Below are 24,738 nucleotides of genomic sequence, written 5' to 3'. Positions count from 1 at the left end.
GTTTTTCTTTTATTTGGTTGTTACCTCATATTACAACATATATAGCAAAACCAAGGTAAGGGCAACGGCTCCGGAGAGGAACCAAATGGCGTAATGACGCACGTCGCCGCTTTGCCAGGGACGTATGCTTTCGCCCGCTTCGTTGGAACTCCAAGCTAAGAAGTTGAACGTGCCGTCGATTACATGGCGGTCGAACCACGCGATGGGCTTGGATATAAGGCGGAAGATGATGCGATGGGTAACGTATTGCCAAATCTCGTCCATATAGAAACGCTTGTAGGCTGCACGGTGAAGTGCGGGGAACGTCTTGGCCAACTTGTCGGCGAAAGGCGTTTCGGCCTTCTTGTACATCAGCATCGCTGCTGCAATTCCAATAAGGGCCAATGCCACACTGGTGCCTGCAACGGCCCAATTGATGTGGGTATGGAAGCCTATGCCGTTGGCTGAAACGAGTTCGCCGAAGGGCAAGAAACCGCAAGTTACCGTGATGATGGACAGGAATATCAAGGGGAAAGTCATCGTGAGCGGAGCCTCGTGGGGCTTGTGCGCTCCTTCGTTGATGTGCGTTTCGTAGTAGCTCTTGCCCCAGAATATCACATAGTAGAGTCGGAACATGTAGAAAGCCGTCATCATGGCGATGCCGCTCATCACTGCGCCCATAACAGGACTGAAATTGTAACAAGCTACTAATATCTCATCTTTCGAGAAGAAGCCTGAGAAAGGCGGTATGCCAGCGATGGCGAGACAGGAAATGAGGAACGTCCAGTGCGTAATGGGCATGTACTTGCGTAGTCCGCCCATGTATTCTTTCTCGTTTGAGTGTACGGCATGTATGATACAGCCTGCACCTAAGAAGAGACAAGCCTTGAACATGGCGTGAGTGAAGAGGTGGAACATGCCTGCCATGTAGCCAAGGCCTTGCACATCGGCGTATTCTTCGGTCATAGCCACGGAGCCTGTTGCAGGGTCGGGCAGACAAACGCCAAGTGCCACGAGCATGAAACCAATCTGCGAGATGGTAGAGAAGGCCAAAACGCGCTTGATGTCGCTCTGTACGCAAGCCACAGCAGCGGCATAGAAGGCCGTGAAAGCTGCGATGTAGGCTATCCAATGCAACTGTTCGGGGGCGAACTCTACGAAGATGGGGAAGAGGCTGGCCACAAGGAACACACCTGCTACAACCATCGTTGCGGCATGGATAAGCGCCGATACGGGCGTAGGACCTTCCATTGCATCGGGCAACCAAATGTGCAAGGGGAACATCGCGCTCTTACCAGCACCGCCGATGAACATGAAGAACAGGGCTACGGGCATCATTACGGCCGAACCAGCCACCTGCTCGTGGAGCGAAGGCATGGCGTTGAGGTCGTAGTTGAACGTTCCGACGTAGAAACTGTAAATCAAAATGCCGATAAGGAAGAACAAGTCGGCAAAGCGGGTTACGATAAATGCCTTCTTCGATGCGGCAACGGCAGCCCCTTGGGGGTAGTAGAAACCGATGAGAAGATAGGACGACACACCCACAAGTTCCCAAAATAGGTACATCTGGAAGATGTTCGTGGCCACAACCAGGCCCAACATCGACATGGTGAAGAGCGAAAGGAAGGCGTAATAACGCTGGAAACCCTTTTCGCCGTGCATGTAACCGAACGAGTAGATGTGCACCATGAGGCTCACGGTGGTGATAACCACCAGCATCATCACCGAAATGGGGGTGAGACGGAAACCTAGGTTGAACGTCAGCAGTTCGGAAAACTTCAACCACGAGAAGTTAAACGCCGTAACGTGGGGGTAAAGTCCGTCCGCTCCACGGCCTTGTCCGATGAAGTATTCGTACGCCGTATAGATGGAAAGGCAAAAGATTGTGCCCAAAACCGCCGTACCGATGGAACCTGCCACCTTATGCGGCATCTTCATGCCTAATAGTCCTAGCACGAGGAACGATAGCGCAGGCAGAAGTAGTATCAAAAATACAAAATTGTATTCCATTGTCGTTTATAGTTTCATGTTTTCAATACTGTTCACCTGATCACTGTGGAACCTGCGGTAAACGTTAAGGATGATAGCGATGGCCACTGCCGTTTCGGCGGCGTTGATGCCGATGGAGAACAAGGAAAAGAAGAAACCTTCGAGTTCGCCAGGGTAAAGTATGCGGTTGAATACGGCAAAGTTGATGTCAACCGAGTTGAGTACCAGCTCAATGGAGATGAGCATCGCGATGAGGTTACGCCGCGTTACAAAACCGAAAAAGCCAATGAAGAAGAGCAAAGTGCTCAGTCCCAATAACAATTCTACGGGTATCATTTCTTATCCTCCTTTCTTGCAATCATTATTCCGCCGATGATACATGCCAAGAGAAATACGGAAATGAACTCGAAAGGCAGCACATATTGATACTTGCCTGCACCAACGAGCTTCTCTCCGATAACCGACATGGGCACTTCGGCATCGACCATGCTGGCCGACATGTCTATAAATTGGTTCTTAAGCAACACCAATGCCACGGTAACCAGTCCGATAAGGGCCACCAATGCGCCAGCGACAACGGTCTTTCCGCGTTGTCTTTCTTGCAAGCCTTGCAAGGTTCGCTTGGATACCAGCTGGATGGCGAAGATGTAAAGCATCGTCAATCCGCCGGCGTAGATGGCTATTTGTGCCGTGCCTAAGAAGGTATAGTCTAACAGGAAGTAAACACCTGCGACGCCAAAGAGCACGAACAGCAGGAAAGTAGCCGCCCGCATAATTCTCTTTGTGAATACGCATACGATGGCCGAGCCGATAATTATCACGGCCAAGATGCAAAACATGATGATATTTGCCATAAAGATGTCTACTCCTATTATTTTGTTTTAGTGTTGAAAGTTCCGATTTCATTTTCCGCACCGCCGTCGATGATGTTGGGCAAAGAACTCTTATAATGTTCCTTGTCTAGCTCGATGACAAGCTTGTCGCGGTTGAATACGGCATTTTCGAAGTCGTTGGTGAACTCGATGGCGTCGAAGTTGCAGGCGTTTGTGCACAATTCGCAGAACATGCAGTCGCCCAAGTCGTAGTCGTACTTCACCAATTGGCGTTTCTTCTTGCCCTCCTCGTTGGTCACCATTTCCGAAACGATGCGAATGGTTCCATTGGGACATGCCTTTTCGCACATCAGGCAGGCCACACATTTCACCACATCGTTCTCATCGCGTTTCATAACGAGCCTGCCACGCGAACGCTTTGCCACGTGCAAAGTGGTCTTTCTGTTTTCGGGGTATTGTTCAGTTACCTTCGGCGTAAAGTACTCGCGCAGCGTGACACGTAGGCCCGTGACGAGCGACTTGATGCCCTCTCGTATACCGCCAAAATATGATTTCTTGTTATCTTCCATGTCTTTTTCGTTATTTAATATACCAACCAAAGGCCACGACAATAGTCATGAACACGAGGTTGAGCAAGGACAGGGGCATCAGGTATTTCCATTCCAACTTCAATATCTGGTCGATGCGAAGGCGGGGGAACGTCCAACGTATCCACATGAGCACCCAAACCAGGGCGAATGCCTTGCCCAAGAACCAAACGATGCCTGGAATATAGTCCATCACCTTATCAAAACCTTCAACACCGATGTGTATCGGCATCCATCCTCCAAGGAAAACCATCGAGGCAACACCTGCTACAATGAAGAGGTTTAGATACTCGGCCAAGTAGAAGAAACCGAAACCCATACCCGAATACTCGGTGTGATAACCTGCGGTAAGTTCGCTTTCGGCCTCGGCCAAGTCGAACGGACCACGGTTTGCTTCGGCATTTCCTGTGATGAGGAACACCACGAAGGCGATAATGGCAGGGATATGGCCCTGGAAGATAAGCCAACCGAAGGGGCCGCTCTGTGCTTCCACGATGCCGCTAACCTGCATTGTGCCCGTAAGAACCACGGCTGCGATGAGGCAAAGGCCCAAAGACATCTCGTAAGAAATCATCTGCACCGCACCACGCATGGCCGAAATAACGCTATATTTGTTGTTGGAACTCCATCCGGCGATGAATATACCAATAACGCCGATACTCGAAATGGCCGTCATCAGGAAGATGCCGACGTTGAAATCCAAGATTGTAGCGCCTTTGTTCCACGGCATGAACGAGAAAGCACCCACCGAACCAATCAGCACCAGAATGGGAGCGATGGAGTAGAGCAGCTTGTCGGCCTTGTCGACAGCGAAGATTTCTTTGATAAGCATCTTCAAAACGTCGGCGATAACTTGGAAAATACCCCACGGACCAACACGCATCGGGCCAAGACGGCATTGGAAAGCCGCACACACCTTGCGTTCCATGAAGATAAGTAGGATAGCTAATATGGCGTAGGCAGCCAGTATGAATACACCCACGAGCACACATTCGATGAGTATGGCCCAAAAGCTGCTCAGTCCGCAAGTGTCTCGCAGCAGACTGTCAAACCACGTCGTAACGATTGAAAAGTCAAACATAATTATCTGTCAATATCGGGTATAACATAATCTAACGATGCGCCGACGGCGATAAGGTCGGCTATCTTCTCGCCACGTAGCATGGTGTCTAAGGCCGAAACCAAAGGAAGACCCATCGGACGGAACTTCAAACGATAGGGGCTCTTGTCGCCTTTGCTGTCAAGGAACACGCCAATCTCGCCGCGCGAACCTTCGCATGAGAAGTACCATTGGCCTTCGGGAACCTTGATGATGGGCTTTTGCTTGATATAGAAGTCGCCTTCGGGGATGTTGTCGATAAGCGTTTCCATGATATGAACGCTCTGTTCCATCTCCTTCATGCGCACCATATAGCGGTCGTAGCTGTCTCCGTTGTTGTAGGTAATCTCTTTAAAGTCTACCTTATCGTACACGCCGTAGCTGTGGTGCTTGCGAACATCGTTCTGCCAGCCCGTTGCACGACCTGTTCCGCCCGTACAACCATAGCTGATAGCATCCTCACGAGATAGCACACCCACACCTTTGAAACGGTTTTCGAGAATAACGTTGCCCGTAAACACATCTTGATATTCTTTGAACATCGGCTTGATGTAGGCGCAAAGTTTCTTTACGTTCTGCACAAAGTTGGGGTCGATGTCTGCTTGGCAACCGCCAATGCGATAGTAGTTCATGATGAGTCGGCCACCAGTGGTCTCTTCCATCACGTTGATAACCTGCTCGCGGTCGCGCATTCCATATATAAATGCTGTCAAAGCGCCAAGGTCTTGCGCACAGCAGCTGTAGAACAGCAGGTGCGAGTTAAGGCGTTGCAGCTCGTCCATGATGGTACGGATATATTTAATGCGGTCGGTAAGCTCCACGCCCATAGCCTCTTCAATCACGCCCACCAGTGCATGGCGGTTCATTGTTGCGCTGAGATAGTCCAAACGGTCGGTAAATGCCAGTGTCTGGGGATAGACATAGCTTTCCGAAATCTTCTCCACGCCGCGGTGAATGTAGCCCAAGTGTGGGTAAATCTTCCTAATCACCTCGCCATCGAGTATCGTTTGCAGGCGCAACACACCGTGTGTGGCAGGGTGCTGCGGTCCGATGTTCACCACGTAGTCGTCTTCTCCAAACAGTTTATGGCGTGTTTCCACCAAATTCCCGTCTTTATCTAGGCTATATTGTAAGGTATAGTCGGGTTCGGGGTCGTCGTACATGTGAGCCTTGTTCTTCTCGGGGTCCATGTCGTAGTCTTTTCTTAGGGGGTAGCCCGTGAAATCGCTACGCAGATAGAGCCTTCGCATGTCGGGATGTCCGATGAACTTGATGCCGAAGAAGTCGTAAACCTCGCGTTCCAGCAGGTCGGCGGCCTTCCAAAGGCTAGTCACCGATGGTAGGTAAGGGTTCTCGCGGTCGGCTGAAACGACTTTAACCGAGATGCGTTCGTAGGTTTGAGTGTTCTCCAGAATATAGATACACCCGAAACCTTCCTCTCCGAAGTCTTCACCAACGATGGTGACGAGGAAGTCGAAATGTTTTTCATTTCTTAATTTTGCCATCTCGTTGGCAAAATCGTTCGCGTTTAATTCAATGTTATTTAGTTTCATAATAGCGTCTCATTCCTTGTCCTTATCGAAATCCTTTGGCACATCCATGATAACCATGGGTTTCTTTTCCTTGCGGTTTGCTCCGCCAAAGAATTTCTCAACCTTCACTTTACGTTGCAGCTGCATCATTCCGTAGAGAATGGCCTCTGGTCTTGGAGGACATCCGGGAATGAAAACGTCTACGGGAACAATCTCTTCGATGCCTCGCACCACGTGGTAGCTCGACTTGAAAGGCCCGCCGCTGATGGCGCATCCGCCAACGGCGATAACGTATTTCGGGTCGGCCATTTCGTCGTAAAGGCGTTTCATAACGGGCGCCATCTTGTTGGTGATGGTTCCTGCGCACATGATGAGGTCGGCCTGACGGGGCGAGTTGCGTGTTACTTCAAAACCGAAGCGTGCGAAGTCGTAGCGGGCACATCCCACCGACATGAATTCGATACCGCAACAGCTCGTTGCGAAGGTAAGCGACCACAGCGAATTGCTGCGTCCCCAGTTGATGGCTTGGTCTAGCGAACCAACAACAACGTTCACGCCACCTTCGTGTAGTTCGTTCATGATTTGTTCGAGCGTGTCGTTGTCTTTAAATTCCGCGTAGGGAATACTCTTGATATGGGGTTGTTTCACTTCCATTCCAATGCTCCTTTCCGCCAAGCGTAGGCCAGGCCAAATACAAGTACCACCAAAAAGAAACCAATGCTCGCCAGAGCCAAAGCTCCAAACTGCTTAACAACTACTGCCCAAGGATAGAGGAATACGGTCTCTACGTCGAACATGAGGAAAAGGATGGCAAAGAGATAATAACCGATGTGCACGGGAATCCACGAGGAACCGCGCGTCGGGATACCACTCTCGAATGGCTCACCTTTCACCGCATTGTACGACCGAGGCCCTATCGCCTTGGCTATGGCAAATGCCGCCACAACCAAAAGGACAGCCGTTATCAGAACGGTAATAAATAAAATAAAAGACATATAACGTTATTATATAATTGTTTGTATTCAGCCAAATATGGTGCAAAGGTAATAATAAATATGAAAATGATTACATGTTTTCCCAAAAAATGTAATCCCCATGTTGCAAAATGTGGGTATAAACGTCATCATTATTGGGTAGCGGTGAGTTTTGCTTGGTTTTATATTCATTTTGGCTGTTCAATTTTGGTGTAGCTTTGCCTATTGTACCACGCAAAAAACGCTTTCGGCTGCCTCTCTGTGCTTGCCGAAAGCGTTTCTTGGGTTTGTGGTTGCCTATATAAATAAGGTGTGGGGCAGGGGGCGAGTGCCTAACTTCCCATTATCAAACTGCCCACTTGATATACCGCGGCACTAACAACCCACGCCAGTCCTGTTGTGTAAATGGCGGCGAACAAGGCCCAACGCCACGAGCCGCTTTCGTTGCGAATGGCCACAACAGTGGCTATGCAAGGGAAGTAAAGCAACACGAAGATGAGGTAGGCATAGCCCGATAGGGGCGAAATGCCATCGTTTATCATTTGCTTTCGCAAGCGGGTGTATTTCTCGGTGTCGTCGCTGTAACTGTTGTCATCACCAAAACTGTCGTCGTCGGCATATAGCACGCCCATCGTAGAGGCCACAATCTCTTTTGCACCAACGCCTGCAAGCAAACTAACGTCTAGTTTCCAATCGAAACCTTGCACACGGAACACAGGTTCGACGGCCTTACCCATCCTTCCGATAATGCTTTGTTCTTGCTGCTGTTGCTTGTCAAGCTCGTCGTTATGTGGGAAATATCCCAATGCCCAAACAATGATGCTGGCCACGAGAATAATGCCACCCATCTTTTGCAAGTATTGTTTGCCTTTCTCCCAGGTATGTCGGGCGATGGCCTTCTTGGTGGGGAAACGATACGGCGGCAACTCCATCACGAAGGGCGTATCTTCGCCTTTCACCAAGAAACGACTGAAAATCTTGCTCATTATCACGGCCATGAGTATGCCCACAACGTAAAGCGAAATCATAATTGCCGAGCGATACTTCAAGGCAAAGAACGTTCCCGTTATCATGATGTAGATGGGCAGGCGCGCCGAACAGCTCATCATGGGCAGGATAAGCATCGTTATCAGTCGGCTTCGCCTACTTTCGATGGTGCGTGTGGCCATTACCGCAGGCACATTGCAGCCAAAACCCATGATAAGGGGTATGAACGACTTGCCGTGCAGCCCCATCTTGTGCATCAACTTGTCCATGATAAAGGCAGCGCGTGCCATGTAGCCGCTGTCTTCCATGAACGAGATGAAGAAGTAGAGGATGAGAATTTGTGGCAGAAACACGATAACCGCGCCCACGCCGGCAATAATTCCTTCGGCCAACATGGCCTTTACTGGCCCATTGGGCAGGGTCTGCTTTACCCATTCTCCCAACCAATTTACGCCTTGGTCTATCCAATCCATAGGGTATTGACCCACGGTGAACGTTACCTGGAACATGATGTAGAGCAGCAAGAAGAAAATGGGGAACCCCCAAAACTTATGGGTAATGATGGCATCTAGCTTGTGGGTAAGTTTGTAGGTGTCGTTGGCTTTACCCTCCTTGTAGCCAGCTTTGGCCAAAACGCCATGAATAAAGGCGTATTTGGCATCCATAATGGCTGTTTCGCAGTCCTCGTTAAGTTGTGTTTTTATGCTTTGTGCCTCCTTGTCGCGCGTGGCCAATATGGCCTTGGCGTTGCTTAACGAGGCCACTTCGCGTTCTGTTTCGGCATCGTTCTCCAACAGTTTGATGGCCAAGTATCGCGTATGGAACTTGTGCATTACCTCCGGGTTCTGCTCAATTTGCAGTTTCAACCGACTGATACATAGTTCTAGCCTTGGGCCATGATTGATGTGTATGTGTCTCGAAACCTTGTTGTGTGGTCGGGCATCGGTTGTGGCAAAGTCTTCTTGGTGCTCGGTGGGCACGTCATTCTTATATTCCTCGTGCCACTTTTGCAGGTCGGCGGCCACTTCGGGGTTGATGTTGCCGTCCTTGTCGATAAAGTCCATACCCTCATACATGTTGATGATGATGTGGAAAAGCAGCTGCACGCCCCGCCCTGTCTTAAATACGGTGGGTATCATGGGTACACCCAATTGCTTGCCTAGCATCAGCAGGTCTATGGTATCGCCGCGTTTCTCAAACTCATCGTACATGTTTAGGGCGCACACCATGCGCAAGTTCATGTCTACGAGTTGGGTGGTGAGGTAAAGGTTGCGTTCCAAATTGCTGGCATCTAGCACGTTGATAACCACGTCGGGCGTTTTCTCTACGATTTGTTTGCGCACGTACAGTTCTTCTGGGCTATATGCTGAGAGCGAGTAAGTGCCCGGCAGGTCTACCAAATGAAACTCATAGCCCTCGAAACGTGCGACACCTTCCTTGGCATCGACGGTTACGCCCGAATAATTTCCCACCTTTTCGTGTGCTCCGGATGCGAAGTTGAAGAGCGATGTCTTTCCGCAGTTGGGGTTTCCCACCAGTGCCACGTTTATCACGCGGCGCTTGTGGCGTGCCGCTTGTTGCATCTTTTCTTCGCTAACGGGCATGTCGGTTGCCGTTGGATGAGGCATGTCGTCCCTTTCGGTGTTCGTGGCCAATGTGTTTTCGGTGTCTTTCGTTTCGTCGTTGGACGTGTCGATAAGCTTGGCCTCTTCTTCCGAAACCACTTCAATCATTTGTGCCTCGTCGCGGCGGAGCGAAATTTCGTAACCAAGTATCTTGTACTTCACGGGGTCTTGAAGGGGCGCATTGAGCAACACCTCCACGGTTTTACCCTTAATAAAGCCCATCTCTACGATGCGTTTTCTAAAACCGCCGTGGCCCAAAACTTTCACCACAACGGCTTTTTCTCCCGTTCTTAGTTCCGATAATCTCATTTCCTGTTTGTCTGTGTTACGTGTTTATGCCTACACAAAGTTATAACATTTCCGTTTGAGGGGTGGCAAATGGTGCGTTATCTTTTTTTAAAATACCTAGAAGTGGGTACTGCGCGGGTGTGTGATTGCCTCTTGCCTTACCTATTATTAATGATTTTTCTACCTTGTATTTTGCTTTTCTCTTGTGCTAGTTAATGTGAGTAGTGCAGTTGTTGCACGGCATATCACGGCATTTACCCCAAACGGTGTAATGCGCGATTTGGGTTAAAGAAGAATGGATGTACCAATTTATCCGCCAATTTTACCCACCTGTCACAACAGTAAGTATAACTATGATTTGTTAAATGGGTAATAATGTTTTACAAAACATACTCTTTGTGACACCACCTTCTAGACGAAAATGAGGTGAAAACACATATAAAATGCGCCGATATAATCAATTTTGCGCATCGCTCCAGCACGTTTTCTCTACCATTTTTTGCAATCTCATATAACATTGCATCTCTCTTTGTTGAAAATAATCGCCCATTTTGCATTCTCAATAACACGAAAATGTATGAATATCTCTCGCTAATATGTGGTAAATATGCAGCAAAACCTACTGCAATATGCACCAAAGCGTATTGCGTTTAGCATCAAAACGTGCTGCATTTTGCACCAAAACGCACTGCGTTTAGCACCAAAACGCAATTCAATATGCTGCAAATTGCCATATTTTGGTGTTGATTTGTGGTCTATATCCGAGATAAAATGGTTTAGAATGTATATTTGACGGCAGGTAGCGACAAAGAAATGAGAAATAGCTTGATGAGCGTTTGGTTGACGCTTAAACCGTATAAATATCCTACTTGCCGACCATTAATGTGGCTGTTTTGCCTAATATTGTTATAATTGGCAATAAATCAGACTGTTAAGAACTTGAAGAATACAAGCGAAAATTCGCCCAATGTCCAGAATTTTTGCGGTGAGGGCACTCATAATGTTAAAAAACAGTACAAAAATTTTACATTGTTTGCGTGCAGCTAGGGGCAAGTAAACTCGTATTAGTGGTTCGCCAGCTGGTGCCAATGGCTTATAAACACGATGTATTAGTGTCAATTACTACCAGTTTAACCAACTTATACACCTTTGTAGTTGGCATCGCTAGGCCAGCAAAAGTTTGTGAAGAGGTACTTACAGAATGGCTTGCCTTTGGTTGCAACCGAAATAGGTGGAGTGGGGAATGTGGGTGCGAGCAGTGTCACATCGTGTTGCGACTATCTCCAAAGCATTTGAACAATCTGTGCTTCGGTATATTCAAAGTATTCGCCTTTATCGTTTATATTCCTTTCAAACAGTTTAGGGTCGTACGTATTAAAGTTCCTTTCCAAGAACAACTTATAATACTCGTCTAGATGATATTTAAAAAGCTCTTTCAACGAACCATCTTCGGAGGGAGTGTAAATGTCGGTTTTAAGCCTTTTTACAACCTCATAAAGTTCGTCCATAGTGATATTGTGTACGCATTGAGGTTCGGGCAGCACAATTCTGAAGGCCAAAACCTCGGCACCTTCTTCTTCCCACCATTCCCGAAGATTAAACTGCGACATGTCTTTACCCGTAAGCTGATGAAGATAGTCGGCCAATTTGTTATACTCCACCAAGTCTTCGTCCCCGTTTTCATCGCAATACGCTGTATAACTCATTATTGCTTTAAGGACTATTGGGTAGCTTTTTTCAACCGTTTTGAAGTCGGGTTCTATCTCTTTTCTTAGTTGCATGTTCGCAATTGTGTTTATGCACGTCCTTTCTTATAGTGGTGCGTTTATCGCATATCTAGGTGCTTAAAGCCACGCCATGCTTGGGAAAAAACATCCTTGTAGAGGCTATTGGGCAGCGAAATAGTTTTCCAATTCGCGTATGGCAGCCGTATCAACAGTCTTGAAGTCGTTGATGATGAGGCCTTTTTCTAGTAAAACGATGCGTGTGGAAATGTCGATGGTGTGTTGTAGGTTATGGCTCGACACGATAATCGTTGTGCCTTCGCGTTGTCCAAACTTAGAAAGTATGGCCTTTAAGGCATTTTGGCTTGTAGGGTCGAGAAAGTTAAAGGGTTCGTCGAGAATAAGAAATTGCGGGTGTGCAAGCATGGCGGCAATGATGCCCACCTTTTGTTTGTTGCCTGCCGAGAGGTCGCGTATAAGTTTCTTTTGGCCAAGTATTTCGCCAGCCATAAAGTTTTCAAACTGCTGCAACGTTTGTGTTAGGCTTTCATTGTCTATGCCCGATATGCTTGCAACGAAGTCGAAATACTCTTCGGGCGTGAGATAGTCGATGAGAAAGCCCTCGTCGAGGTACACGCCCGTGTGCTGTTTCCACGACTCGCTTTGGGTTGGGTCCACACCATTGAGGCTCACTTCGCCCGTGTTGGCTTTAACCAAGTCGGTAAGAAGTCTGAAAAAGGTGGTTTTTCCAGAGCCGTTGTTTCCCACTAGTCCTACAATTTCGTTGTCTGACATAGAAAAAACGGGGATAGAAACTGCCGTTTTATCCCCGTATTTTTTTGTAAGGTTGTTGATGTTTACTTGCATCTTGTGCTTGTTTATGGCGGGTTATGCAATGCCATAGGCTCAACTTAACCCGCTTTGTTGGTGTGTATTTTCCTCCCCACAAAAGCATTTTGTAGGGAGGAAAATGTTGTTGCGATGTTGTATAGGCATGTTCTATAAATTCCCCGCAAGGGTTCAATTGGCGTTCGTTGTATTGCTCTTCACTGTCTTTTTGCTTTTGTCTGGCATCTTTCGCTTACGCTTTCAGAAAGCATAGCTCACTATGCTCCATCAAGAAGTAAGCAAAACCTGCTGAGCTAAAAGCTAAAAATACAGCAAAGGTAATTTTTAGAACCTGCCTATAGCCCTGTTAGTGGCTTACACGATGCCCCTTCCGTGGCAGTCTTTAAACTTCTTTCCGCTACCGCAAGGACATGGGTCGTTCCTTCTGGGCATGTGTTCCTTCATCACGGGCGTACGGTTTTGCGGTGCAGCACTCTCGCGCGTGTCTTGCTGCCTAGCAGATCTTTGCGCCTGCTCGTCGAGGTCTTCTTTGCTCTCGGTGTACTGTTGTTGGTGGTGTACTTCGGGCGCCGCCTCTTGCACTTGCTGTTCAACGTGCAGTTGTGCACGCATCAGCAAGCTTGTTATGCGGTCGTTCATCTCGTTAACCATGTTGTCGAACAGTTTCACACTTTCGAGTTTAAACACCAGTAGTGGGTCTTTTTGCTCGTACGATGCGTTTTGTACGCTGTGTCGCAGCTCGTCTAGCTGTCGCAGGTTCTCTTTCCAACAGTCGTCGATGATGTGCAACATCACATTCTTTTCGAACTGCTTAATCACCGATTTGGCCTCCGTTTCGTAAGCCTCTTTCAGGTCGCACACAATCTGTACGATGCGTTTACCGTCGGTTATGGGCACAACAATGCGTTCAAAGCGGTCGCCTTGGGTTTCGTACACCTCTTTAATGGTGGGGTAGGTTACCTCTTGCAGGCGGTCGGTTTTGCGTTTGAAGGTTCCCATAGCCATTTGGAAGGTTCTTTCTTCCAATACATCGTGTGGGGTATTGATGAATTCCTCTTCGGTGAAGGGGCATTCCATAGCGAATATCTTGATGAACGCCTCTTTGCAACCTTCGTAATCGTTGGTTTGTATGATGTTGATAACGCGGTCCCAAATAATGTTGGTGATGTCCATGCCGATGCGTTCGCCCAGCAAGGCGTGGCGTCGTTTCTCGTAAATCACGGTACGTTGCTTGTTCATCACGTCGTCGTATTCAAGCAGGTGCTTACGAATACCGAAGTTGTTTTCCTCTACCTTCTTCTGTGCACGCTCAATACTCTTCGAAATCATTGGGCTTTCGATGCGTTCGCCCTCTTTAAATCCAAGGCGGTCCATGATGCTTGCGATGCGTTCTGATGCGAAAAGGCGCATCAGCTTGTCTTCGAGCGAAACGTAGAATACAGAAGAGCCGGGGTCGCCTTGACGGCCGGCACGTCCGCGCAGCTGTCTGTCTACACGACGGCTTTCGTGCCTTTCGGTACCGATGATGGCCAAACCGCCTGCTGCTTTCACTTCGGGCGACAGCTTAATGTCGGTACCACGACCTGCCATGTTGGTGGCAATGGTCACAGCTCCCAGTCCGTTGGTTGACTGTCCGGCCTTTGCCACGATGGATGCCTCCTTTTGGTGTTGCTTGGCATTAAGCACTTCGTGGTCTATCTTGCGCATGTTGAGCATCTTGCTAAGCAACTCGGATATTTCAACCGACGTTGTACCAACGAGCACAGGGCGACCTTGCTTGCGCAGGTCTTCAATCTCGTCGATAACGGCAGCGTATTTTTCTCTGGCCGTTTTGTACACGCGGTCGTCCATGTCGTTACGTGCGATGGGGCGGTTAGTGGGAATTTCCACCACGTCTAGCTTGTATATGTCCCAAAACTCGCCTGCCTCGGTAGATGCCGTACCCGTCATACCAGCCAGTTTGTGGTACATACGGAAATAGTTTTGCAGGGTAATGGTTGCGAACGTTTGCGTAGCGGCCTCAACTTTGACGTGTTCTTTGGCTTCAACAGCCTGATGCAGTCCGTCGCTCCAACGTCTTCCTTCCATAATACGGCCCGTTTGCTCGTCCACAATCTTCACTTCGCCGTCGATAACCACGTATTCGTCGTCTTTATTGAACATGGTATAGGCTTTGAGGAGTTGTTGGAGGGTGTGCACACGCTCGCTTTGGATGGCGTAGTGGTTAAGAAGTTCGTCTTTAAGGTCAATCTTTTGCTCACTGCTCATGGTCTTATCGGCTTCAAGTGCCGAGAGTTGGGTAGCGATGTCGGGCAAAACGAAGAGCTCGGAGTCGTTAACCTGCTTGGCCAACCATTCTGTACCCTTGTCGGTAAGGTCGCACGAGTTTTGTTTTTCGTCAACAACGAAGTACAACGGTGCAACGGCCTCGGGCATTTTGCGGTTGTTGTTCTCCATATAAATCTCTTCGGTCTTCAGCATTCCTGCTTTGATGCCCTCTTCGGAGAGATATTTGATGAGCGGTTTGTTCTTTGGCAGCGACTTGAACGAACGATAGAGCGAGAGGAAACCCTCGTCTAGTTTCTTTTGGTCGTTCTGTTCCTGGCCTTCTGTTATCAGCTGTTTGGCCTCGGCAAGGTATTGTGTGGCCAGCTTGCGTTGTACGTCTACAAGGCGTTCTACCAAAGGTTGGTATTCTTCGAACATTTGGTCGTCGCCCTTGGGGATAGGACCTGCGATGATAAGCGGCGTACGAGCATCGTCGACAAGTACCGAGTCGACCTCGTCGACAATGGCGTAGTTGTGTGCCCTTTGCACCAAGTCTTCGGGCGAGTTCGACATGTTGTCGCGCAGATAGTCGAAACCGAACTCGTTGTTTGTACCAAACGTAATATCGGCCATGTATGCCTTACGGCGTTCGGGCGAGTTGGGGCGATGCTTGTCGATGCAATCAACCGACAGACCGTTGAACTCGTAGAGCGGACCCATCCACTCGGAGTCGCGTTTGGCAAGGTAATCGTTCACTGTAACAACGTGTACGCCGTTGCCAGTAAGCGCGTTTAGGAATACGGGGAGCGTGGCCACGAGGGTTTTTCCTTCACCCGTTGCCATCTCGGCAATCTTTCCTTGGTGCAAGGCAATACCGCCGAAGATTTGCACATCGTAGTGAATCATGTCCCACTTGGTGTCGTTTCCGCCTGCAATCCAGTGGTTAGAGTATATGGCATTGTCGCCTTCGATGCGCACGAAGTCTTTGGTGGCGGCCAAATCGCGGTCGAAGTCGGTAGCCGTAACCACAATTTCTTCGTTCTCGGTGAAACGTCTGGCGGTGTCGTGCATAATGCCGAACGCCACGGGCATCACCTCGTTGAGGGCCACTTCGTAAACTTCGAGGGCCTCTTTCTCCAACTTGTCAATCTGATTGAACAGCGATTCGCGCTCGTCGATGGGCGTTTCTTCTATCTGTGCTTTCAGTTCGGCAATTTTTTCCTTTTGTTCTTTTGCCGCGTTTTGCACATGCGCCTGTATTTCTTTGGTTTTGGCGCGCAGCTGGTCGTTGCTAAGGGCCTTTATTTCGTCGTAAGTGGCCTTTACCTTTTCAACAAGTGGCTGGATAAGTTTCATATCGCGCGTCGACTTATTGCCGAAGAGCGATTGTAGGATTTTATTTAAATTCATTTTCGTTGTATTATCTGTGTTGTGTGATGAAAGTTTGCACCATTGGCGTAGGCCTATCGTGGGCTGTGCCACATGTTGTTTTTGGCATTGCGCCTAAATGTCTGCAAAATTACAAATAAATTGGTTTATTTGGCTAGAAATTAGCCAACAATCCGCCTTTATCGTAGAATTATTTAAGTGGGAGCGGCGGTACAACACAGGCATTGGGCGCCCTGATGCGGATAAAGCGGGCAATGGTGGGCGCAATGCGGTTGGTGGTTACAGGCGTGGAAATGGTATTGGGTTTCACGCCTGCCCCGTAAATGATGATGGGGAAAGGCAGGCTTGCTGTTGCAGGCAATTGCTCTTCCTTGGTTTCTTCGTTGTAAATCTTCCATCCCGGAGCCACTTTCACGATGATGTCTCCGCTTACGGCATGGTTGAAAGCGTTGCGCACTTTCGAGGAAACGCCGTTGTCGATCAGTAGTTGGTCGGCTGTATATACTTCTTTCACACCCGAAATCTGTACGAGAAACTCGCGTGCGTGGCGCAAAACCTCGCTGATGTTGATGCGCTTTTGCTCTAAGATGGTTTTGTTGATGTATATTTCGTTGTTCAAAACGCCGTCTACCAGTCGGTTAATGCCGTATATGGCGTTGAGATACATGTTCAGAAGGTTGGCCGTTCGGTTAATGTAGAACGTGCCAGTGGGTACGTTATACTTGGCGTAGTGTTGTATGTTGCTTTCCGAACGCCCCGTGGCGGTAAGCACAAAGAGCACGTTTTCTTTGCCCACCTTTTGCTCGATGTTGAGGATTAAGTCGGCCAGGGTTTTGTCAAGTTCCCTATAAGTGTTCTCTCTGGCGAGCAAAGGGTTGCTTTCGGCAGTGGAATTGCTGGCCGAAAGGGTGACGAAGAGCAAGTCGGCCTGTGCGTCGCGCCCCATAACATGGTCGCTAATGCAGTCTAAGGCAAATTGGCAAGTGGCTTGGTTGGGGTTTTTCTTCGCCACATCTAGCCCCGGCATGCGCAGGTAAGTGTCGAGCCATGTTTGTGCGGAACGCGGATAGAAGGCCGATGTTTTCCAAGTTTTCGTGGCCTCGTCAATCCAAAAAGCCCCGTCGGCAGCGTGTCCGCCCTGCAATACGGCCGCATCTTGGTTGGCAGCTACCGAAAACACCAATGCGTTTCCGTTGCTGGCCATCTTCATTTCGTCGCCGATGGTAGACGATTTCACGTTGTTTGGCGAGACGAAAAACTTCTTGTCGAAGGTGCATCCCACGGGTCGGAGTGTTTCGCGACTAACCCATCGCTCGGCCGTTATGCCGTTGTCTACAGGCGATGCGCCCGTGGCAATGGCTGTTGTGGCCGATGCCAAGTTGATAGGAGCGAAGTCGTATTGGGCGTTTTCGTACACCACGCCTTCTCGGAGCAGCTTTTTGAAACCGCCATTTCCGTAAAGTGCGGCGAACTGTTCCATGTCGTCGCTGTTCAGTTGGTCTACGGTAATGCCCACAACAAGGCGCGGAACGGCCACGTTAGGCTGTGCCTTGCATTCGATGTTGGCAAGCGTGGCCAACGCAAAGAGGGTTATGTACTTGTTCATGCCCTTTTATGTCGATATATTAAATATATGTATCTAATGAGCAAAGATAGTGCCAAAAACCTCACTCCTTCGGCATAGTGTTGGAAAAAGCCGCCAATGAGGAAGAGCGAAATAAGTATGCACCATATCTTTATGCTGCGCAAGAACTGCGTTTCCTTGCCTTTTTTAACGGCCCTATATATATATAATAAGGTGTAAGGGCAGAAAAAGAGTATTTGGAGGTTGAGGCTGACGGTGGGATGTTGCGAGAAAATCATCACAAACAATGGGATGCCGATTAGTCCGCAGATAAGAAACCAAAAGCCATCAAACCATCTGAAACGCGTGTTAAGCTTGCTTTCGATGGCTGTTGTGCCGAGAATTATCGCCGCAAGAATGAGCATGAGGGCCGTGGGCGATAGGGGAAACGACGACGAGGAGGTTTGAACGCCTGGCTGAACAACCCATCCCGAAGAGACAACAAGTTTGCGTTTGGTGGGCGAACCATTGTTTAGCGTGGCGCTTTGGAAGTCGTTCATGAGGTTTGCAGGCAAGAACTGGCGTTGCGCCCTGTCGATGGGCAGGTCGGCCTTAATGCCTAACAGCATGTCGTTTCCAAACCTTATCCAAGGCGTTTGACTGGCGCATTGGTGCACAATCTGGCGATAAGAGGTGGCATCCTCCGCTTTTTCGTTGCCATATTCTACGCTAGCTTGCAGGTGGTTGGTAATCATGTCGCGTGCACGAGTGGTACAATTGTCGTAGAAGTAGTTGTACCTGTACACGCGATTTTGCGGTTCGTAGTTGGTGTCGATGGCCTTGGCGATGGTCAGTTTCTCTTCGGGCGTGAGGTTAAGCACCTGCTCGTACACGCCACTTCCGTACGAGGCGTATTGCGCGCAGAAAGCGTCGAACGACTCGATGCCCATTTCGTAGTCGGTAAGTCCGAACACGAAACGCAGCACGAAGTAGGGCTTGTGAAACGAGAACATCCCATAGTTCACGGCTAAGTCTGTTCCGCGTGCCACATCCTGATATCTGATGGCCGTGTGTCCGTAAATGCTATATACTTCTTCGTGGGGCTGACAAGTGAGTAAGGATATGCGCACGGCGTCCATATCCTTTAATTCAAGTGTGCCTTGAGCCTGTGCCGAGAGTTGGAAAGCACATAACAAAACAGCGGCAAGAAGGTGCCGCAAAAGCAACATAATTGGTTTCACGATGCAAAAATAACCTTATTTTTGAACATTTGATGCGATTATATCGTTTTTTTTCGATAATTTTGCCCCTAATTTGGCGTACCATAACAAGTCTGTATGTTTTTCGCCACATTTCAAAACGGATAAATGGAGCCCCCAGCTCCGCAATAAACATATAACTCATAATGAAGAAAGTAATAGGCATTGTCTTAGCGTCTACTGTCAGTATGGCGGCTTTTGCGCAGAGTGGAACTAATTCTCCTTATAGTCAGTTCGGCTTAGGTGTGCTCTCCGAGCAGTCCAGCGGATTTAATCGAGGCATGAATGGACTGGGATTAGGTTTCCATGAAGGCAATCAGGTGAACTACCTAAACCCCGCATCTTATGCTCGACTGGATACGCTTACATTCCTTTTCGATGCCGGCATATCGTTGCAACTCACCAATTTCTCGGAGAAAGGCGTGAAGCGTAACGCTAAAAACGCCAATATAGAATATGTGGTTGCAGGCTTTAAGGCCGCCCGTAGGCTGGGATTGAGCTTTGGTTTGATACCTTTCACAAACGTGGGGTATCAGTATTCGGCCGCTCAGGCATTGACAGATCAGCCAGATGCTACCATATTAACCAACACCTACACGGGTACGGGCGGCGTGCGCCAAGCTTATTTGGGTATTGGTTGGGAACCCATTAAGGGCTTGGCCTTGGGTGCTAACATGTCTTACATGTGGGGAGACTACGATCGCAGGCTCATCAACAGTTACAGCGACGGCTCTGTTAACAACCTTGTGCATCAGTACACGATGGACATACGGAGCTATAAGGTAGACTTCGGTGCGCAGTACACAGCCAAAGTGTCGTCTAAAGACAACATCACTTTGGGCCTAACGTTTAGTCCTGCGCACAAGATTGGCGGCAAACCCAAATTGCAAGAGATACTTACCAACTCGCAAACGAACGTGTCGGACACCACCTCTTATGGCGGAAACTTCGACATAAACTTGCCGAACTTCTTCGGTGTGGGGCTTATGTGGGACCACAACGGCAAATGGAAGGTGGGCGCAGACTACACTTTACAACAGTGGTCGAGCGTTAAATTCCCCAGCTACGAAATCGTCGGGGGCTTTTCTAGCTTTGCCTTGCGCGACAATTTGCTTACCGACAGGCACAAGTTTACCCTTGGCGGCGACTTCTGCCCTGCGCCATTTAGCCGCAATTTCTTCAATCGCATACACTATCGCGCAGGCGTTTCGTACGCCACTCCTTATATAAAGGTGTACGGCAACGATGGTCCAACGGAGATGAGTGCCAGCATTGGCTTTGGCATTCCCATCATCAACCCGTACAACAACCGCTCGTTTCTCAACGTTAGCGCACAATGGGTGCATTCAACGGCCAAGAACTACATCACCGAGAACGTGTTCCGCATCAACGTGGGGCTGACTTTCAACGAACTATGGTTCAAGAAATGGAAGTTGGAATAACCCCGTTATCGTAAAGAAAAACAGCGCATGTACACCTTGTTAAGAACTTCGGGCTTGGCGTTTATGCTGAGTTGCATCGTGGCATTGACCGCTTGCGAGCAGGCGGTGGAGCATACCGCACCTGCGGTAAATCCCAAAGACTCGGTGCCGACGATGGTAACTTATGGCGTTAATACGCTTATTTCAGACTCAGGTCTGGTAAAATACCGCATCGTTACAGAGCGTTACGAGGTGAACCAAGTGAAGAATCCACCGCGTTGGACTTTCGATAAGGGCGTTTTTCTGGAAGAGTTTGACGAAAACTTTCACGTACAACTCTACATTCAGTGCGATACGGCCTACTATTACGACCAACAACGCCTATGGGAACTGCGCGGAAGAGTGCGCGTAAAGACCAAAGACGGCGTGCGCTTTTATAGTGAAGAGCTGTTTCGCGATGAGAACAGACACGAGCTTTACTCCAATAAGTTCTCCCGACTTATCACTCCCGACCGCCAGTTGCAGGGCAATTACTTCCGTAGCGACGAGCGTATGACCAAGTATTACGTGTCTAACTCGAAGGGTTCGTTTGCACGAACCGACATCGCCGGCAAGAACGACAGCCTCAGTTCAGCGCCCGATACCCTCAAAGAAACCATTCGCCCCTCGGCCATGCCCCAGCGCAAGTTGGGTGGTTAGTAGCGATAGCTTGTGCCAACACACGGCTCAACACATCAACCCATAACAAAAAGACAACTCTAAGTTCTATATGGACGACCCTATTAGTATAAGCCTTGTACTCGGCATACTCGTTACGATGGTGTTTTCCGCGTTCTTTTCGGGCATGGAAATAGCCTTTGTCACCAGCAATCGCATGCTTGTTGAGATGGACAAGGAACGCAACGGCCTCTCGCAAAAGGTTCAGGCCATCTTCTATAAAAATCCCAACAACTTTGTAAGTACGATGCTTGTGGGTAACAACATTGCGCTTGTGGTATATGGTATACTTATCGCTAAATTCTTCGACAATACCATCTTCCGCGGCATGGATGCCAGTTTCACCGTGCCTGCCGACACCATCCTCTCAACGCTTATCGTGCTTTTTACGGGCGAATTTCTGCCAAAGACCTTCTTTAAGAGCAACCCCAACAGGCTGTTTTCTTTCTTCGCCGTGCCGGCTTACCTTTGTTACCTGCTGCTTTGGCCTTTCAGCCGATTCTCAACGTTTCTGGCGCGCGTCCTTATGCGCATCGTTGGCGTTCGGATTGAAAAGGAAAACGAGAACATCCTCTTTTCAAAAACCGACTTAGACTACCTCGTACAGAGCAGTTTAGACAGTGCCAAGAACGAAGACGACATCAACGACGAGGTGAAAATCTTTCAAAACGCCCTGGAATTTAGAGATACCAAGGTGCGCGATTGCATGGTGCCGCGAACCGAAATCAACTCGGTAGACCTCAACGAATGTACCATCGACGAGCTTACACAGAAGTTTATCGAAAGCGGAAACTCCAAACTTATCGTCTACCAAGAAGACATCGACCACATAGTTGGCTATATACACTCCTCCGAACTGTTTCGCAATCCCGAACAATGGAAACAGCACATCCGCAAAATGCCATTCGTTCCCGAAACGATGGCGGCACAAAAGCTGATGCAAACCTTCTTAATGCAGAAACGTAGCTTAGGAGTTGTGGTCGACGAGTTTGGGGGAACCAGCGGAATAGTTTCACTTGAAGACATCGTTGAAGAGATTTTCGGCGATATAGAAGACGAACACGACAACCAAAAGTATGTGGCCAAGCAAACAGCAGAAGGCGATTATGTGCTGTCGGCCCGCTTGGAGATTGATAAGGTGAACAATATGTTTGATTTAGACCTGCCCGAAAGCGATGATTATATGACCATCGGCGGACTTATCTTGCACCATTATCAGCGTTTCCCGAAGATAAACGAGGAGGTAAACATCGGTTCTTACCAGTTTCGCATTCTCAAAAACACGATGAATAAAATCGAACTCGTGAAACTAAAAGTGCATCAATAAAGCACTTTTTGCACGAAACGTTAAAGAATATCATTTCTTTTTCGTATTTTTGTGCGCATTTTAAAGCTCATTAGCCCTAGCCAATTGCTTTTGCCATGCAAGCATCTACGGCGTGATGACAGCTTGGGGCTCGCCCCAACCAAAGCTCGAATAATAAATTAAACAACTAAAATAATAATGGCAGTATTAGGAAAAATTAGAAGCCGTGGCATGATTCTCATCGGAATCATTGGTCTTGGCTTGTTGGCATTTATTGCCGAAGAGGCATTCCGTTCTTGCGAGGCCACACGCAACAACCAACGACAACAGGTTGGCGAGGTGAATGGCCAGAAAATCAGCGTTCAAGAATTCCAAAAAATGGTTGACGAGTACGCTGAGGCCATCAAAATGCAACAAGGACAGGATAACCTGAACGACGAGCAGCTTAACCAAGTGAAGGACATGGTGTGGACTAGCTATGTGCAAAACAAGCTCGTGGAGAAGGAGGCCAAAGAGTTGGGGCTCACCGTTACCGACCAAGAGATGCAAAACGTCTTGAACCAAGGCACCAATCCCATGCTGATGCAGACGCCCTTTGTTAACCAACAGACGGGTCGTTTCGATGCAAGCTCGCTCAAAAAGTTCTTGGCCGAATACAAGAACCAACAAACAACCAATCCCCAGATGGCTCAACAATACGAATCCATCTACAAGTTTTGGACGTTTATCGAGAAACAGCTGCGCACACAGTTGCTTGCACAAAAATATCAGAGCCTGCTAGCTCACTGCCTGCTCTCTAATCCCGTAGAGGCTAAGATGGCTTTCAAGGAAGAGAACGAAGAAAGCCAAATACAGTTGGCCGCTTTCCCTTATTCGAGCATTGAAGACAGCAAGGTGCAAGTTTCCGAATCAGACCTCAAAGCCAAATACGAAGAACTGAAACCGCGCTTTAAGCAATATGTTGAAACACGCGATATCAAATACATTGACATACAGGTTGAGGCTTCTCCTGAGGACAAGGCTGGCTTGAAAAAGCAGTTCGCCGACTACACGAAGGAACTGACTGAGGCTGCCGACCCAACTAACGTGGTACGCAAGAGTTCGTCGCTTGTAAACTATTTGGGCCTACCCGTTGGCAAAGACGCTTATCCAAGTGACATTGCAGCACGTCTCGACTCGATGGGCGTTGGCTCGGTATATGGTCCTGTTGAGAATAAGCAAGACAATACGCTTAACCTGGTTAAGCTTGTTGCCAAGGTTCAGCTGCCCGACTCTGTTGAATACCGCCAAATCCAAGTGGGTGGCGTAACGCCAGAGGCTGCACACAAAACCGCCGACTCTATCTACACTGCCCTCACCAACGGCGCCGACTTCGAGGCTTTGGCTAAGAAATACGGACAAACTGGCGAGAAAGCATGGATGACCACCCGCCAATACCAAATGGCACCCTCGATGGACAAGGACACAAAAGACTATATCAACAGTCTGAACACGATGGGTGTGAACGACATTAAGAACATCACCTTGGCGCAAGGCAACATCATTTTGCAGGTGCTCAACCGCAAAGGCATGGTTACTAAGTACCAAGCAGCCGTTGTAAAGCGCACCATCGACTTCTCGAAAGAAACCTATCGCAAGGCTTACAATCAGTTCAGCTCTTTCGTTAGTGCCAATGCCACAGCCGATGCCGTGGTGAAGAATGCCGCAAAGAACGGCTATCGTGTGCAAGAGGCTAAGGATGTTACCACCTCTCAGCACAACTTGGCTGGCATCCGCAGTACGCGCGAGGCTTTGAAATGGCTCTTCGATGCTAAGGAAGGCAGCGTATCGCCCCGTTACGAGTGTGGCGACAACAACCACTTGCTGCTTGTGATACTCGATCGCATCAACCCTGTGGGCTATCGTAGCCTTAACGACTCGCAAGTGAAAGAGATGGTGAAGGCCGAAGTGATAAGGGATAAGAAGGCCGAACAGATTTTGGCTAAGCTCAATGGCGTAACAAGCATTGCCGCAGCAAAGGCTAAAGGTGCCGTGGTAACGCCCGTTAACCAAGTTACTTTTGCCTCGCCCGTGTTCCTTACCGCAACAGGTGCAAGCGAACCTGCACTTAGCGGTGCCGTTGCAGCCACTGCCAAGGGTGCATTCGATAAGACTCCCGTTAAGGGTAACGCCGGTGTTTACATGTTCCAAGTAACAGGTCGCACCATGCGCCCCGTGAAGTATAACGCTAAGGAAACCGAACTACGTCTCCGCCAGCGTGCCATGCAATATGCGGGCAACTTCATGAACCAGCTGTACATCAACGGCAAGGTTGTAGACAACCGCTATTTGTTCTTCTAAATCATTGC

The 24,738-nt window shown here is 48.7% G+C and carries 18 protein-coding genes; 4 read left to right on the top strand and 14 right to left on the bottom strand.

The window, feature by feature from the left end; all coding sequences use genetic code 11:
* Window positions 1-30 precede the first annotated feature (30 nt).
* The 14 genes from HMPREF2955_RS06995 to HMPREF2955_RS06930 all read right to left on the bottom strand — a co-directional run bounded on the left by HMPREF2955_RS06995 (window position 31) and on the right by HMPREF2955_RS06930 (window position 18,928).
* Window positions 31-1,989 carry an NADH-quinone oxidoreductase subunit 5 family protein gene (locus HMPREF2955_RS06995; protein ID WP_070722165.1) on the bottom strand — a complete coding sequence of 653 codons (1,959 nt, stop codon included), beginning with the start codon at window positions 1,987-1,989 and terminating at the stop codon, window positions 31-33.
* Window positions 1,990-1,995: 6 nt separating this feature from the next.
* A complete protein-coding gene (nuoK, locus tag HMPREF2955_RS06990; RefSeq protein ID WP_009162889.1) occupies window positions 1,996-2,304 on the bottom strand; it encodes an NADH-quinone oxidoreductase subunit NuoK in 309 nt (102 codons plus the stop codon).
* Complete coding sequence (locus tag HMPREF2955_RS06985) at window positions 2,301-2,822, bottom strand: NADH-quinone oxidoreductase subunit J family protein (RefSeq protein WP_070722163.1); 522 nt, start codon at window positions 2,820-2,822, stop codon at window positions 2,301-2,303. Before HMPREF2955_RS06985 ends, nuoK begins: the two co-directional genes overlap by 4 nt.
* 17 nt (window positions 2,823-2,839) lie before the next feature.
* On the bottom strand, window positions 2,840-3,370 hold the full coding sequence (locus HMPREF2955_RS06980; protein ID WP_070722161.1) for a NuoI/complex I 23 kDa subunit family protein: 531 nt from the start codon (window positions 3,368-3,370) through the stop codon (window positions 2,840-2,842).
* Between the two features lie 10 nt (window positions 3,371-3,380).
* Window positions 3,381-4,469: an NADH-quinone oxidoreductase subunit NuoH gene (gene nuoH / locus HMPREF2955_RS06975; RefSeq protein WP_070722160.1), complete on the bottom strand. Its 1,089-nt coding sequence runs from the start codon at window positions 4,467-4,469 to the stop codon at window positions 3,381-3,383.
* A 2-nt stretch (window positions 4,470-4,471) separates the two neighbouring features.
* Complete coding sequence (locus HMPREF2955_RS06970; protein ID WP_070722157.1) at window positions 4,472-6,040, bottom strand: NADH-quinone oxidoreductase subunit D; 1,569 nt, start codon at window positions 6,038-6,040, stop codon at window positions 4,472-4,474.
* Between the two features lie 9 nt (window positions 6,041-6,049).
* Window positions 6,050-6,673, bottom strand: coding sequence for an NADH-quinone oxidoreductase subunit B (locus HMPREF2955_RS06965; RefSeq protein ID WP_009235973.1), 624 nt, complete (start codon window positions 6,671-6,673; stop codon window positions 6,050-6,052).
* Window positions 6,664-7,014 carry an NADH-quinone oxidoreductase subunit A gene (locus tag HMPREF2955_RS06960; protein ID WP_009230141.1) on the bottom strand — a complete coding sequence of 117 codons (351 nt, stop codon included), beginning with the start codon at window positions 7,012-7,014 and terminating at the stop codon, window positions 6,664-6,666. The genes HMPREF2955_RS06965 and HMPREF2955_RS06960 overlap by 10 nt, the downstream gene beginning before the upstream one ends.
* A 311-nt stretch (window positions 7,015-7,325) precedes the next feature.
* A complete protein-coding gene (feoB, locus tag HMPREF2955_RS06955; protein ID WP_070722155.1) occupies window positions 7,326-9,914 on the bottom strand; it encodes a ferrous iron transport protein B in 2,589 nt (862 codons plus the stop codon).
* Window positions 9,915-11,170: 1,256 nt separating this feature from the next.
* Window positions 11,171-11,674, bottom strand: coding sequence for a hypothetical protein (locus HMPREF2955_RS06950; RefSeq protein ID WP_070722154.1), 504 nt, complete (start codon window positions 11,672-11,674; stop codon window positions 11,171-11,173).
* Between the two features lie 105 nt (window positions 11,675-11,779).
* Complete coding sequence (locus tag HMPREF2955_RS06945) at window positions 11,780-12,484, bottom strand: ABC transporter ATP-binding protein (RefSeq protein WP_070722151.1); 705 nt, start codon at window positions 12,482-12,484, stop codon at window positions 11,780-11,782.
* A 336-nt stretch (window positions 12,485-12,820) separates the two neighbouring features.
* A complete protein-coding gene (secA, locus tag HMPREF2955_RS06940) occupies window positions 12,821-16,144 on the bottom strand; it encodes a preprotein translocase subunit SecA (protein WP_070722149.1) in 3,324 nt (1,107 codons plus the stop codon).
* Window positions 16,145-16,313: 169 nt separating this feature from the next.
* Window positions 16,314-17,729, bottom strand: a complete 1,416-nt coding sequence (locus HMPREF2955_RS06935) for an alkaline phosphatase family protein (protein WP_070722147.1) — start codon at window positions 17,727-17,729, stop codon at window positions 16,314-16,316.
* Window positions 17,726-18,928 carry an Lnb N-terminal periplasmic domain-containing protein gene (locus HMPREF2955_RS06930; RefSeq protein ID WP_371326382.1) on the bottom strand — a complete coding sequence of 401 codons (1,203 nt, stop codon included), beginning with the start codon at window positions 18,926-18,928 and terminating at the stop codon, window positions 17,726-17,728. The genes HMPREF2955_RS06935 and HMPREF2955_RS06930 overlap by 4 nt, the downstream gene beginning before the upstream one ends.
* Window positions 18,929-19,092: 164 nt before the next feature.
* Here HMPREF2955_RS06930 and HMPREF2955_RS06925 point away from each other — a divergent pair, with 164 nt between their 5' ends.
* From HMPREF2955_RS06925 to HMPREF2955_RS06910, 4 genes are all read left to right on the top strand, one after another.
* Window positions 19,093-20,388, top strand: a complete 1,296-nt coding sequence (locus HMPREF2955_RS06925) for a BamG family beta-barrel-assembly machinery protein (protein ID WP_070722142.1) — start codon at window positions 19,093-19,095, stop codon at window positions 20,386-20,388.
* Between the two features lie 27 nt (window positions 20,389-20,415).
* Complete coding sequence (gene lptC / locus HMPREF2955_RS06920; protein ID WP_083317651.1) at window positions 20,416-21,066, top strand: LPS export ABC transporter periplasmic protein LptC; 651 nt, start codon at window positions 20,416-20,418, stop codon at window positions 21,064-21,066.
* A gap of 70 nt (window positions 21,067-21,136) precedes the next feature.
* Window positions 21,137-22,411, top strand: coding sequence for a hemolysin family protein (locus HMPREF2955_RS06915; RefSeq protein WP_070722139.1), 1,275 nt, complete (start codon window positions 21,137-21,139; stop codon window positions 22,409-22,411).
* Between the two features lie 177 nt (window positions 22,412-22,588).
* Window positions 22,589-24,730, top strand: coding sequence for a peptidylprolyl isomerase (locus tag HMPREF2955_RS06910; protein WP_070722137.1), 2,142 nt, complete (start codon window positions 22,589-22,591; stop codon window positions 24,728-24,730).
* The last annotated feature ends 8 nt before the right edge of the window (window positions 24,731-24,738 follow it).

The sequence above is a fragment of the Prevotella sp. HMSC073D09 genome (genome assembly GCF_001814145.1).
Lineage (GTDB): Bacteria > Bacteroidota > Bacteroidia > Bacteroidales > Bacteroidaceae > Prevotella > Prevotella conceptionensis.
The sequence above is the reverse complement of the archived record's forward strand: the minus strand, read 5'-3'. Positions and strand labels throughout refer to the sequence as shown.

Bases quoted from the DNA above. Each gene is read 5' to 3' on its own strand.
- HMPREF2955_RS06995 (WP_070722165.1), bottom strand. From the start codon at position 1,989: ATGGAATACAATTTTGTATTTTTGATACTACTTCTGCCTGCGCTATCG.
- nuoK (WP_009162889.1), bottom strand. From the start codon at position 2,304: ATGATACCCGTAGAATTGTTATTGGGACTGAGCACTTTGCTCTTCTTC.
- HMPREF2955_RS06985 (WP_070722163.1), bottom strand. From the start codon at position 2,822: ATGGCAAATATCATCATGTTTTGCATCTTGGCCGTGATAATTATCGGC.
- HMPREF2955_RS06980 (WP_070722161.1), bottom strand. From the start codon at position 3,370: ATGGAAGATAACAAGAAATCATATTTTGGCGGTATACGAGAGGGCATC.
- nuoH (WP_070722160.1), bottom strand. From the start codon at position 4,469: ATGTTTGACTTTTCAATCGTTACGACGTGGTTTGACAGTCTGCTGCGA.
- HMPREF2955_RS06970 (WP_070722157.1), bottom strand. From the start codon at position 6,040: ATGAAACTAAATAACATTGAATTAAACGCGAACGATTTTGCCAACGAG.
- HMPREF2955_RS06965 (WP_009235973.1), bottom strand. From the start codon at position 6,673: ATGGAAGTGAAACAACCCCATATCAAGAGTATTCCCTACGCGGAATTT.
- HMPREF2955_RS06960 (WP_009230141.1), bottom strand. From the start codon at position 7,014: ATGTCTTTTATTTTATTTATTACCGTTCTGATAACGGCTGTCCTTTTG.
- feoB (WP_070722155.1), bottom strand. From the start codon at position 9,914: ATGAGATTATCGGAACTAAGAACGGGAGAAAAAGCCGTTGTGGTGAAA.
- HMPREF2955_RS06950 (WP_070722154.1), bottom strand. From the start codon at position 11,674: ATGCAACTAAGAAAAGAGATAGAACCCGACTTCAAAACGGTTGAAAAA.
- HMPREF2955_RS06945 (WP_070722151.1), bottom strand. From the start codon at position 12,484: ATGCAAGTAAACATCAACAACCTTACAAAAAAATACGGGGATAAAACG.
- secA (WP_070722149.1), bottom strand. From the start codon at position 16,144: ATGAATTTAAATAAAATCCTACAATCGCTCTTCGGCAATAAGTCGACG.
- HMPREF2955_RS06935 (WP_070722147.1), bottom strand. From the start codon at position 17,729: ATGAACAAGTACATAACCCTCTTTGCGTTGGCCACGCTTGCCAACATC.
- HMPREF2955_RS06925 (WP_070722142.1), top strand. From the start codon at position 19,093: ATGAAGAAAGTAATAGGCATTGTCTTAGCGTCTACTGTCAGTATGGCG.
- lptC (WP_083317651.1), top strand. From the start codon at position 20,416: ATGTACACCTTGTTAAGAACTTCGGGCTTGGCGTTTATGCTGAGTTGC.
- HMPREF2955_RS06915 (WP_070722139.1), top strand. From the start codon at position 21,137: ATGGACGACCCTATTAGTATAAGCCTTGTACTCGGCATACTCGTTACG.
- HMPREF2955_RS06910 (WP_070722137.1), top strand. From the start codon at position 22,589: ATGGCAGTATTAGGAAAAATTAGAAGCCGTGGCATGATTCTCATCGGA.